General features: G+C 36.3%; 8 protein-coding genes. 2 read left to right on the top strand and 6 right to left on the bottom strand.

The genetic code is table 11. The features are described 5' to 3' along the window. Positions 1-909 (top strand): T9SS type A sorting domain-containing protein (locus HRU49_RS12465; RefSeq protein WP_363146767.1); only part of this gene is annotated, 909 nt, incomplete at its 5' end. Between the two features lie 240 nt (positions 910-1,149). Continuing rightward, positions 1,150-6,732, top strand: a complete 5,583-nt coding sequence (locus HRU49_RS12460) for an immunoglobulin-like domain-containing protein (RefSeq protein ID WP_296357654.1) — start codon at positions 1,150-1,152, stop codon at positions 6,730-6,732. Between the two features lie 53 nt (positions 6,733-6,785). On the opposite strand, the gene HRU49_RS12455 is transcribed toward HRU49_RS12460, so the two are convergent. The 6 genes from HRU49_RS12455 to HRU49_RS12430 all read right to left on the bottom strand — a co-directional run. Next, positions 6,786-7,499, bottom strand: a complete 714-nt coding sequence (locus HRU49_RS12455) for a 3'-5' exonuclease (RefSeq protein ID WP_296357653.1) — start codon at positions 7,497-7,499, stop codon at positions 6,786-6,788. Beyond that, entirely contained in the window at positions 7,496-8,653 is a 1,158-nt protein-coding gene (locus tag HRU49_RS12450) for a serine hydrolase (protein WP_296357652.1), read from the bottom strand. The genes HRU49_RS12455 and HRU49_RS12450 overlap by 4 nt, the downstream gene beginning before the upstream one ends. Positions 8,654-8,662: 9 nt before the next feature. After that, complete coding sequence (locus HRU49_RS12445) at positions 8,663-9,178, bottom strand: DUF4442 domain-containing protein (protein ID WP_296357651.1); 516 nt, start codon at positions 9,176-9,178, stop codon at positions 8,663-8,665. After that, positions 9,178-9,669: a methylated-DNA--[protein]-cysteine S-methyltransferase gene (locus tag HRU49_RS12440; RefSeq protein ID WP_296357650.1), complete on the bottom strand. Its 492-nt coding sequence runs from the start codon at positions 9,667-9,669 to the stop codon at positions 9,178-9,180. The genes HRU49_RS12445 and HRU49_RS12440 overlap by 1 nt, the downstream gene beginning before the upstream one ends. Beyond that, complete coding sequence (locus tag HRU49_RS12435; RefSeq protein WP_296357648.1) at positions 9,650-10,768, bottom strand: hemolysin family protein; 1,119 nt, start codon at positions 10,766-10,768, stop codon at positions 9,650-9,652. Before HRU49_RS12435 ends, HRU49_RS12440 begins: the two co-directional genes overlap by 20 nt. 129 nt (positions 10,769-10,897) lie before the next feature. After that, positions 10,898-11,374: hypothetical protein (locus tag HRU49_RS12430; protein WP_296357646.1), on the bottom strand; the 477-nt coding region annotated here is incomplete at its 5' end.

Raw genomic sequence — 11,374 nt, 5'->3', positions numbered from 1 at the left:
GTGGTAACTTATAATGTTAGTGATGCTGCTGGTAATGCAGCGAACCAAGTTGTACGCACTGTGAATGTGGCACTCGCACCAACATGTAATGATGGAATTCAAAAAGGTGATGAAACTGGTATTGACTGCGGAGGATCTTGTGCGCCATGTAGTGATTCTGATGTAGTTCTTAATGAAGGCTATTTTGAAACTGGGTGGGATAGTTGGATAGATGGTGGTGCTGATTGTGCCAGACGACTTGATGAAGCAAGATCCTATGAGGGTCAGTATTCAATTAGAATTAGAGATAATTCTGGTGTGGCGTCATCAATGACTTTAAACAACATTGATATTACTTCTTTCAACTCAGTTGAAGTTGATTTTTATTTCTACGTTCGAAGCATGGAGAATGGTGAGGATTTCTGGTTACGCTTCTTTGATGGCTCTTCTTGGATTACCGTAGAGACTTGGACTAGAGGTGTAAATATTAATAATAATACGTTTTATAATGCGACGGTTAATCTTACACCTATACAGTACAATTTTGCAGTGAATTCTGGATTTAGATTCCAGTGTGATGCCTCTGGTAATAACGATCAAATTTTTATAGATCAAGTGACCATTACAGGAATTTCTTCTGGTTCTAAAGGAAAAAAAGATAATTTAGAAATAGTAGGTTATTTAGAATCTCCTGAGTTGTCAGAGTTTGATATTAAGTTATATCCTAACCCAGTTAAAGGCAATATTTTAAATGTTGAAATTCCTAGTTTGGAAATCTTTAACTATAAAATAATTAATATTCAAGGTAGAATTATCCTTTCTGGAAGATCAGAAGGAAAAATAGATGTTTCTAAATTGGAAGGTGGTATGTACTTTATTGAAGTCAATGAAGGAGATGAAACACTGACGAAGAAGTTTATTAAAAATTAAGTGTTCATAATTGAACTTAAAAAAGCCTAGATTTCAAATCTGGGCTTTTTCTGTTATAATTAAAAATAAATAAAAATTCAGTTTTCGTAATCTTTTTCTTCAAAACTAATGTGGTAAAACCACATTTTTAGTCTTGTTTTTAATTATTAACGAAAACGTTTTCGGAATTTTTTAAGAATTAACAAAATTTTAATATTTTCGATGAAAAATTTGCAAAACTAACACTAACCTTTTAAGAAAATGAAGAAAAAGCTAACCTTTTTTGCAGGAATTTTATTGTTGATTTCTGTGGGAACCCTATTTTTTTTAAACAATGAACAGAATTCAGAATTAACTATTGAACAGCAGCGAGAGGCACATGCCAAAATCATCGCAAATTCACCTTTTAAGGAGAGTTTAACTTGGGACAAAAAGAAACGGAAAAAGGAAGGGTTACCTCCAAACCGTTATTTTGAGCAAATGTGGGAACTTACTGTAAACCCAAGTACGGGAAAATTAGATGACGGTGAGTTAACGTTGTTGAGACAGCAGCTTGAATTAGATAGAATTGCTGGTCGAAATCCCGGAGAAGCAGGAAATGACTGGGATGAGCGTGGACCAAATGATATTGGTGGAAGAACACGCGCCATTTTATTCGATCCTAATGATCCCTCAGGCAACATTGTCTATGCAGGAGGTGTAAGTGGTGGCTTATGGAGAAATACCAATATCACAAACTCAGGGTCTCAGTGGGAACGCCTACAAAATATTCCTGGTAATTTATCGGTTACATCCATAACAGTTGATCCTAATAACTCTAACCGATGGTATGTAGGAACAGGGGAGCAGTATACTGCAGGTGATGTTGTAGGAACTGGTGTCTATGTAACTAATGATGGCGGGAATACCTGGAACTCAGTAAATATTCCACCAGCAGGTCCTGGAACTTTTGAATTTAATGCTTCAAACTTATTCTTATCTGGGATTTTTTATGTGAATGATATTGTAGCGTGGGATAATAATGGTAATACAGAATTATTTGTTGGAGTAGGTGCTCATGTTTATGGTGCTTCAAGTAGTCCAACCAATTGGTTGGGCCTTCAAACAGCTGGATTATATCGTTCAACTAATGATGGTGCCACTTGGAATAGAATAGAAACTTCAAACCTTCAATTTGACTTTGCTGGAACAGCATATCCTATAATTCCAAATGATTTTGAGATAGGCGCAGATAATACACTTTGGATGGGAACCATAACGACTCCTGGAATTGGAGGTACAGGTGGTGGTCGCGTATTTAGCACAACAAACGGAAGTTCTTGGACTGAAGCAGGCGCGTCTCCATTAACCGATTCTAATAGAGTGGAGATTGCAGTTTCTGCTAGTAATCCAAATAAAATGTATGCTTTAACACAAGGCGTTAATACCCCAGTACATGTTTATACATCGAATAACCGTTTTGGAAGCATTTCAAATGGAGCACTACCAAATGATGCAGATCAGGGTATCCCTGCGAACGACTTTTGTAGAGGTCAGGCTTTTTACGATCTAATGATAGAGGTTGACCCTAATAATGATAACATCGTTTATGTTGGTGGAATTGACTTGTTTAGATCTACTAACAGTGCCAGTTCTTGGACCCAGATTTCTAAATGGTCTAATAACCCTGGATTAAATACGTTGAATGTTCCTTTCGTACACGCAGATCAACATGCTATGACCTTTAGACCAGGAAATTCTAATCAAGCAGTTTTTGGTAATGACGGAGGCATCTATTATGCATCAAGTTTATCAGCAGCTTCAGGAAACGGTTCTGCAATAGGTGTTAGAAATAATAACTATAATGTAACGCAGTATGTAAAGGCTGGAATTGGTCCTAACGGAAGTGGAACGACGAATGTTATTTTTACTGCTGGTGCACAAGATAACGGTTCTCAGGCATTTAGAAATGCTAATGCCTCACCTGGGATTAATGGTTCTGAAGAATTATCAGATGGTGATGGTTTTTACACCTTTGTCGATAAAGACGGTCAGTATATGATTGCAACCTTTGTAGCCAACGTTATTTATAGATTTAACTTACCTTGGAATGGTTTAGGACGACGACAAGGTGGGGCAACGACCCTATCTAATGACCAATCTCGTGGAGATTTTGTTAATCAAATGGATTATGATAGTGATGCGAATCGTCTATTAACTAATAACTCAAATTCCACACAGAATGCAATAAAGTCAATTAATGTGGCTTCAAACTCAAGCGGAAGTCTTACAAATTCATTATTAACAGCAGAGCCATCGGCATTTAGAGCTTCTCCTTTTGCCAATAATGTATGGTATGTTGGTTTAAAAAATGGGGATCTAATTAGATTGTCTAATGTCAATAACAATAGTGCGAGTTGGACGAGTGTTTCGACACCCTTCTTAGGTTCAGTATCTTCTATTCGCTTTGGGGAAACTGCAAATGACATATTTGTTACCATCCATAATTATGGAGTTACTAGTGTTTGGGCAACATCTAATGGTGGTTCAAACTGGGTAAGTAAAGAAGGGGATCTTCCTAATATCCCCGTGAGAGATATGTTGCAAAACCCTTTAAATAGAGATGAAGCGATACTAGCGACACAATTAGGTGTATGGTCAACGTCTAATTTTAATGCAACTAATCCAAATTGGTCACAGGCTTATAACGGAATGAGCGATGTTAGTGTGACTTCGTTTGACTATTGGGCAGTAAATGGTAATGACAACAACAACCAGATTATTGCCTCAACATATGGTAGAGGTGTTTTTACAGGTTCTTTTACAGCAACGGCTGTGCCTGATACTGAAGCTCCTTCAGTACCAAGTAATTTAACAGCATCTAATACTACTCAGAATTCTACAGATTTGACGTGGACGGCTTCTACAGATAATGTTGGCGTTTCAGGATACGATATATTACAGGATGGTTCAGTTGTAGCTTCTGTATCTGGCACCACAACCAATTATCAAGTTACTGGATTAAGTCCAAACACAAGTTATGCTTTTAGAGTAAGAGCAAACGATGCAGCAGGCAATCAATCTGGAAATAGTAATGTCGCAAACGTAACAACAGATGCGCCAGATACTACAGCGCCATCTGTGCCAACTAATTTAATAGCTTCAGGCGTAACTTCAAATTCCGTTAATTTATCTTGGACAGCTTCAACAGACAACGTTGGTGTGGCTTCGTACGACGTTCTTAGAAATAGCACCGTAATTGGTAATACAACTAATACGAGTTTTACGGTTACAGGATTAACACCTGAAACTCAGTATACCTTCACTGTAGTAGCGAAAGATGCTACAGGAAATGTTTCTGGTGAAAGTAATAGTGCTACAATTACTACAGATGCTGTTCCTGTTACCTATTGTTCATCTCAGAGTTCTAATGTTAACGATGAGTATATTTCAAGAGTTCAGTTAAATACTATTGATAACAGTTCAGGAGCGCAGTTCTATTCTGATTTTACGTCCCAGTCAACAACTTTGACTAAAGGCTCGCAATACACTGTGACAATAACACCAACTTGGACAGGTACATTATATAATGAGGGGTATTCTGTTTGGATTGATTATAACAGAGATGGTGATTTTACAGATGCTAATGAACAAGTATTTACGCAGGCTCCTACTCAGGCAACCCCAGTTAGCGGAAGTTTTACAGTTCCAAACACCGCGTCTGAAGTGTCAACTAGAATGCGTGTAACCATGAGCTATAACGCTACAGTTGGTCCTTGTGCTTCCTTTACTTATGGTGAAGTAGAAGATTATACCATAATAATTGAAGGCACAGGTCCAGATACTGAGGCTCCTGTGATTACTTTAAATGGTGCTGCGACAGTTAATCTAAATGTAGGGGAAACCTATACAGAACTTGGTGCTACTGCCACAGATAATGTCGATGGTGATGTTACAGGTAATGTTATTATTGGTGGTGATACTGTCAATACAAATATCGCAGGTAGTTACATTGTAACCTATAACGTTAGTGATGCAGCAGGAAATGCAGCAAATGAAGTCACAAGAACAGTAAATGTTAATGCAGATATTACGGCTCCAGTAATTACATTAAATGGGCCATCATCTGTTATTTTAGAACTTGGGCAAGCCTATAACGAGCAAGGCGCTACAGCAACAGACAATATTGATGGAGATATTTCTGCTAATATTGTAATTGGTGGTGATACAGTTAATACCAATGCTGCTGGCTCATACATTGTAACTTATAATGTTAGTGATGCTGCTGGTAATGCTGCTAATCAAGTAACTAGAACAGTGACAGTTAATCCAGATTCTACGGCTCCGGTTATAACTTTAATAGGCGCGTCTATTGTAGATCTTAATGTAGGTGATACTTATACGGAACAAGGAGCTACAGCATCAGATAATATTGATGGGAATATTTCTGCCAATATTGTAATTGGTGGTGATACAGTTAACACTAGTCTTGCTGGCACCTACATTGTAACTTATAATGTTAGTGATGCTGCAGGCAATGCTGCTAGCCAAGTCACAAGAACTGTTAATGTAAACGAGGTGTCAAGTGGTTGTACAGGTGGCATATCCACCTTCCCATATACAGAGAGTTTCGAATCTGGTGATGGTTGGACTCAAGTTGGAGGTGATGACGGTAATTGGGTAAGAAATAGCGGATCAACACCTTCTAATACTACTGGACCAAGTTCTGCAGCAAATGGATCTTTTTATATGTTCTTAGAGGCTTCTACTAACAATAGTCCAGGGCAGATAGGACCAAATGCTACTGCTATTTTAGTTAGTCCTTGTTTTGATTTGACTGCTGAAACAGCTGCAGTATTTACATTCCAAAACCACTTATATGGAACAAATATAGGTACCTTATCTCTTGAAGTTTCTACCGATGAAGGAACGTCATGGGCTTCGATTTGGAACCTATCAGGAAATCAAGGTAATCAGTGGAATCAAGCTTCGGTTGACTTGGCTTCCTATACGGGTCAGTCTATTACGTTACGATTTGTTGGAACAACAGGTTCAAGTTGGAGAAGTGATATTGCTATTGATAATTTAGAGTTAAATGCTGATGATGGATCTGGTTCTTCAGGTTGTGATGTTTTGAATTTTAATGATTATACACTTAATTCCTTCTCAACTCAAGATACAGACGGAAGTAATTCAATTGGCAATGGCGGAACATCATTAACCTTATCAAATAACACATGGAAATATATTAATTTCCCATATACTGTAACAGCTAATACCGTAATTGAGTTAGAGTTTAGCAGTACTTCGGAAGGGGAAATCCATGGGATTGGATTTGAAAATGATAACGCGTTAACGTCATCATTCTACTTTAAGTTTTATGGTACTCAGAATTATGGTGTAACAAACTTTGATAATTATTCAAATGGAACAGTTACTTACGTAATTCCAGTTGGTGATTCTTACACAGGTAGCATGGACAGACTTGTATTTATAAATGATAATGATGCTGGTTCTGGAAACAACTCAACCTTCTCTAATGTGAAGATTTATGAGACATCTTGTTCTGGAACAACAGCTGCAATACCATTCGGTACAAGAGATGATGAATTAGGTGATCAGGATGAAACTAATGCTAACGCATTTGCTATTTATCCTAACCCAGTAGATAATGTCTTACATGTTAAGTCTAATTTCTTAAGTGAGGAGACAACAACATACAGAATTATTAATATGTTGGGTCAAACTGTTGCAAGAGGAGATAGACATGAAGAAATAAATGTCCGCGAATTAGAAGAAGGAGTTTATTTTATAGAATTAGCAACAGGTGATGATATCATCTTAAGACGATTTGTAAAGCAATAAATAAATCACCTTACAATAACAAAACGCCCAGTTTTAAAACTGGGCGTTTTTATTTAAATGTGTTTGATTTCATTATCGTGTAATAAATCATCCCCTCGCAAACGCAGTAGAATCTGAGCAACGGCAATGGTATCTTTTTCACAATAACGTATTATACGATCTATATTATTTTCCTCATAATACACACGATAAACCTCGCTACCGTCAATGTCGTCTTTAGGCGAAGGAATACCTAAAACATTAGTTAATAATTTGAGAGAGGTGTAGGTTTTATAATCTCCAAATTTCCATAACTCTAGAGTGTCAAGATGAGGTACCTCCCAAGGTTTTTTACCAAATAGGTTGAGTTTGTATGGTAATTCTATATTATGAATAATCATTCGTCTAGCGATATATGGAAAATCAAACTCCTTTCCATTATGTGCACAAAGCAAATGTTTGTTTTCGCTAAAATGGCTTATAACTAAATTCTTAAAGTCCTTTAGAATTTTAATTTCATCTCCATAGAATGAGGTTACTCTAAAGTTTCTGATATCTCCTTCCATTTTGAAATACCCAACAGAAATACATATGATTTTACCGAATTCGGCCCAAATACCTGCTCTGTCATAAAACTCTTCTGCAGAAAACTCATCTCTTCTTTGGTATTTCGATTTTGCATCCCATAGTCCTTGTTTAACAGTGTCTAAATCATTAAAATTTTCAGTTTCTGGAACTGTTTCAATATCTAGGAATAAAATATGTTCGAGATTGAGTTTTGAGATCATAGTCCAAGCATTTCATAAGCCTCTTCAATATATAAACTAATGTCATAAGTATATATGCCATCACTAGATAAGTTAGGTGATTTTTGATGTCCTAACCTTACGATTATAAGGTTGTCTTCTGGTTGTACAATAACGTATTGTCCTAAATGTCCTCGCATCATAAAGAAGTCTTTTCCAAGTTGGTTATGCAACCACCAACCATAACCGTATTCTGGACTTTCCTTAAATCTAGGTTTTATAGACATGGCAACATAATTAGAATCAATGATTTGTTGTCCATTCCATTTGCCATAATCTTTAAATAATTTACCATACCGCGCAAAATCTTTGGCATTACTGGCAATACAGCAATAGGCTTTTACTAAATCATGATCTTCACTATCTACTTGCCAGAGTGTTTCATTTTCAGATCCTAAAGGATTCCATAAGCTAGTTTGAAAATAATCGTATAGCTTTTTTCCAGTGGCGTTTTCAATTACCATCGCCAACATTTGTGTATCACCACTTGCATACTTAAAGACTTGACCAGGTTCTGTTGCCATGTTAAGGCCATTCATGACCTTAGCTAAATCGTCATCAAAATAGGCGCGTGTTGTTATAGATAATGGTGAATAATAGGCTTCGTCCCAGTTGGTGCCAGAAGCCATGCTGCTTAGGTCACCAACTGTCATTTTTGCTGCAGATCCTTCACAAAATGCGGGTAAAAAATCGCATACTGATTGATTTAGACTTTTAATGTAGCCATCTTGAATAGCCTTAAACATTAGTCCGGAAACGTAACTTTTGGCCATTGAGAATGAATTGGACTTTGAATCCTCATTGAAGCCATCGTAATATTGTTCAAACCAAATACTATCATTTTTAATGATGACATAGGCGATTGTTCCCCAATCTTTGTGAGCCTGAGACAATTCCTTAGTTGACTCAACAGAATTATATCCTTTGTGGTTTGGCCATGGTTGAGGATTATTACTTACTGCAATAGTTTGATTATCGAAATGCTTGTAGTCTTCAAGATAAGCGGTTGTGTGTCCTCTCATATAGATCGTTCTTACAGCTTTTAAGAGGTAATCGGTATCTGTTAAGTACAGTACTCCAATCAATAAACCAAATAGAATAATGATTGACCTAATTAGTTTTTTAATGAATTTCATATCAAATGGTTAAGCTTTTCGCCTTTTAAGTTTTTCCTTATAAAAACGTTTATCAGCGATATATAGTGTTTTATTAAAAGTAGCAATTATATTCTGCTTTTCATCAATCAAACTCATTGTCTTAACAATATCTGTTTCATGATGTTCAGCGACTTTTTTCTTAATGGTTTCAATTTCATCTTTAGTAAATTCAAATTCACCAAAAATGGTTGACTTGCCTGGCTTTCTGTAGCGTGCTTCTACAGCTTTATCCCAAACCACATAGTCATTACCTAAAATCTGAAGTAATTGAATCATATAAATTGGGTCTGTTGCAGCAAGCATACTACCTCCAAAAATAGAACCTGCATAGTTTCTATTTTTCCAGTTGAGTTTCATTTTAATCTTTACATAATGTAAATCATCGCTAACTTCAACTAATTTGGCCGTTGTTCTCTTGTACATTGGCGACCAATTAAAACCATATTTATATATGGTAGATACTTTAAAATAGCGCTTGAGAAACTCAGTTCCGGATTTATACATTAAAATAAAGTTTGTTGTTTGTATTTATGTTGATGATTGAGTAGCCACACTTTTCGATGAAGCCCACCAGCATAATCCGTGAGACTTTCATCACTTCCAATAACTCTAAGGTATGGTACTATAATCCAAAGCGAGTTTTTTTCATTTGCGCGTGCAACAGCTGGTATAGCTTTTACATCTCCTAGTTGCCTTGATAGGTTTAAATATGAGACGGTTATTGCAACAGGTGTTTTCTGAAGCTCATGCCATACCTTTTTTTGTAAGCGACTACCTTTAGGGTTTAATGGTAAACCAATTGATTTAAGAGCAGTATTAAAACATGCCTTAAGTTGAGTAACACAGTCTAGCAAAGATTCAGGAATTTTTGCTGTTGATGGGATTTGATTATCTAATATAGAAACTGCCGAAATGCCATTTTTATCTCCTGTAATTTTAGCAACGCCTAAAGGGTTTCTATATAACAGGTGTCCATTAATTTTCTGGATTTTCATTTTCAATTAATCCTAATCGTTTAGCTCGTGTTTCCCAGCTTTTACGTGCAAGCAGTTGTAAGTCTGAAACATTATCACTTTCGTCCATTATCTCAAGTCCAAGTAGGGTTTCAATAACATCTTCCATTGTTACTAATCCACTGACAGATCCATATTCGTCTACAACTAAAGCCATGTGATTTCTCGCTTCTACTAATTCTTCAAAAAGCGTTGGAATGGGAAGGCTTCTATTAACAATAATAATGTTTCTCTTGATTTCGGATAACAATTTAGACTTATTACCAAGAGCCATTTCCTTGAATACTTCATCTTTCAATACTAAGCCAGTAATATTATCAGGATTGTCTGTATATACAGGAATGCGCGAAAAACGAATATTTTGATTAACCTCAAAAAAGTCTTTAATGCTTGTGTTCTCACTTTCTGTTTTCATGACGGTTCTAGGAGTCATAACATCTTTGGCTTGCACTTCTTTAAAAGTTAGAAGATTCTTAATCACCTTACTTTCATTTTCTTCAAAGACCCCTTCTTCTTGAGCAATATCTGCCATAGCTACAAACCCTTCACGACTTAATACACTACCATGCCCTTTTCCGCCTATAAGTTTTGTTGTGAGCTGAAGAATCCATAAAATTCCTGTCCATTTCAGAGGGAAGATTAAAACATTAAGAGCTTTTGATGTAAAATTGGCTAATTGTTTCCAGTAGGTTGCCCCTATAGTTTTTGGGATAATTTCTGAGGCAACTAATATGAGAATAGTCATAATGGTTGATACCACTCCAACCATAACATCTTCTGTAAATTCTATACCAAGAACACTGCGTTTCGTGGTGCCATAGAGTTCTGCATAAGCTACTTTTGCCTGAACACCAACAAGTATTGCGCCTACTGTATGTGCTATAGTATTAAGGGTAAGAATGGCTATTAATGGCCTATCAACATCCTTTTTTAGCTCTTCTAATTCAGTAGCATAAGCTTTACCTTCTTTCTTTTTTACATTAATAAATGTTGGTGTGATACTTAGCAATACAGCTTCTAAAATGGAACATAAAAATGAAAAGAAAATGGAGATTATAGCGTAAAAAACAAGTAAAGCCATTAAATAATTTTATTTAATGGCTAATTTAAAGAATATTCTATGATATTCATTTGATTGATTGATGTTTAATTTCTTGTGGCGCGTTGAGCAGCTTTAGCAGCACGTTCTTGCTCTCACTGTGCTCTTGCCTCAGTCTGCACTCGTACCTGAGATGTAATATTTAAGTTCGTCGCCTAAAGTTTTGATTTTATTAAAAAATGCTTCAGACGCAACATTAGTATCCAGATATATTTTTAGCTGGCCTTTGGTTAGTTTACACTCAAAGACATCATTTCCATAATCGCCATTGGTCCATAAATAGGTGTTTCTATTGACGTTTAGGTTGCTTTTACCTAATTCTTTAATGAGTATGCTTTTGATACCTTCGTTTTTTGATTGATGATAACGTGCTTTAAACTTATAGTCTTCATCTGAGACGGAAACAGAAACAGAACTGTTGTGTTTGTCGCCAGTGTTATTTTCCACCGCAACCGAATACGATTTACTTGTTGAGGTTTGAGGAGTCTTTGGAGGAGATGGTGGTTCTGGAGTAGTTTGAGCCTCCATCACAAGACTTGAGAATAAGGTCATGATCAGTAACAAATAGATTGACTGTTTTGCATTAAT

Source organism: Winogradskyella sp. (assembly GCF_013213975.1).
GTDB lineage: Bacteria > Bacteroidota > Bacteroidia > Flavobacteriales > Flavobacteriaceae > Winogradskyella.
The sequence above is the reverse complement of the archived record's forward strand: the minus strand, read 5'-3'. Positions and strand labels throughout refer to the sequence as shown.

Excerpts from the sequence above, each read along its gene's own strand:
- HRU49_RS12435 (WP_296357648.1), bottom strand. The coding sequence starts at position 10,768 with ATGGCTTTACTTGTTTTTTACGCTATAATCTCCATTTTCTTTTCATTT.
- HRU49_RS12450 (WP_296357652.1), bottom strand. The coding sequence starts at position 8,653 with ATGAAATTCATTAAAAAACTAATTAGGTCAATCATTATTCTATTTGGT.
- HRU49_RS12445 (WP_296357651.1), bottom strand. The coding sequence starts at position 9,178 with ATGTATAAATCCGGAACTGAGTTTCTCAAGCGCTATTTTAAAGTATCT.
- HRU49_RS12455 (WP_296357653.1), bottom strand. The coding sequence starts at position 7,499 with ATGATCTCAAAACTCAATCTCGAACATATTTTATTCCTAGATATTGAA.
- HRU49_RS12460 (WP_296357654.1), top strand. The coding sequence starts at position 1,150 with ATGAAGAAAAAGCTAACCTTTTTTGCAGGAATTTTATTGTTGATTTCT.
- HRU49_RS12440 (WP_296357650.1), bottom strand. The coding sequence starts at position 9,669 with ATGAAAATCCAGAAAATTAATGGACACCTGTTATATAGAAACCCTTTA.